Annotated in this window: 1 protein-coding gene; it reads left to right on the top strand. The window is 69.0% G+C overall.

Annotated features, from left to right (window positions below; translation table 11 throughout):
- On the top strand, window positions 1-1121 hold a 1121-nt coding region (locus PGX04_RS30400; protein WP_273741896.1), incomplete at both ends, for a glycosyltransferase family 2 protein.

The following is a 1121-nucleotide window of genomic DNA, read 5'->3' as shown; positions in this document are numbered from 1 at the left end:
GCAGCGGACGCGGGCCGCCGGCGATCAGCGCCTTGCGGCGGAGCCGACGCCGACCGTCAAGGACGGTCCCGGGCCTCAGTGTCGGCTACCAGCGACCATGCAGCGGCGAATTCACGTTCTCGTTCCTCTTTCCGGTAGCCGGAGGGAGGCGCTCGAGGAGACGCTCGCGTCGATCGTGCGACAGAGCTATCCCGCCGGCCGTGTTTCAGTCTCCGTCATCACCGGACCGGACGAACCCGCTGTGGCCGAGCTGGCCGACGCTCTCGAGTCCGGTCGGGCGTGCGGTCTGACAGTCGAACTAGTCGAGACCGACGACGCGGTGCGTGCGTCCGATCAGACTACGGACGACCCGCCGCGGACGGACCGCGGCGGCTCTCGCGTCGGCGCAGCCACGATGGCCGAGGCGTTCGCGACGCTCTCATTGGCCGATAACGACATCGTCACCGTTGTCAACTCGGGCACGCGGCTCCCCGTCGACGCGTTCGAACTCGCCGTCGCCGGCCTCGAGGAGTACGATATCGTTCAGGCGAAACGAACCGCGGGGAACGTCGACGACGGGCTCCTTCCGCTGCTCGAGTCCGCGGGCAGCGCAGTTCACTCGGACCTGCTGTTCGCGAACTCGAACACCGGACCGTACCGATTGCTCGACGGGGGATACTTCCTGCCGGCCGACGTGCTGGCCAGCGACGCGCTTGCCGGCCTCGAGCGCTGGCGGCGCGACGGCGCGACCGGATCGATGCCGCTCGGCGCGGCGGCGTTCCGGCGAGGATATACGCTCGGTGTTCTGAATCGATACGTCAGGAACCGCTGTCCGACCAGCGTCGACGAGTGGGTCCGTGAGAAACGACGGCAGGTTTCCGAGCCGTACCGACGCCGTCGAGCGCCGAACTGGTCCGCGTTCGATCGACTCCGGTCCGTGACCGGAACCGGTCTGACGCACCTGCTCGCGGTCACGAATGTCGTCGGAATCCCGGTCGGGCTGGTGGTTGCACTGGCGACCGTGGCCGGGTGGCTCTCCCTCTCCCCGCTCCTCGCGGCTCTCGTCGCCTGCAACGCGGTCGTCTGGGCGTACTACAGCGCCCGGTCCGCTCGCACGGCCTGGCACGCCGTGCCGCTCGAGA

The organism is Natrinema soli, from assembly GCF_028618695.1.
Note: the sequence above shows the minus strand (reverse complement) of the source record. Positions and strands in the feature narration are given on the sequence as shown.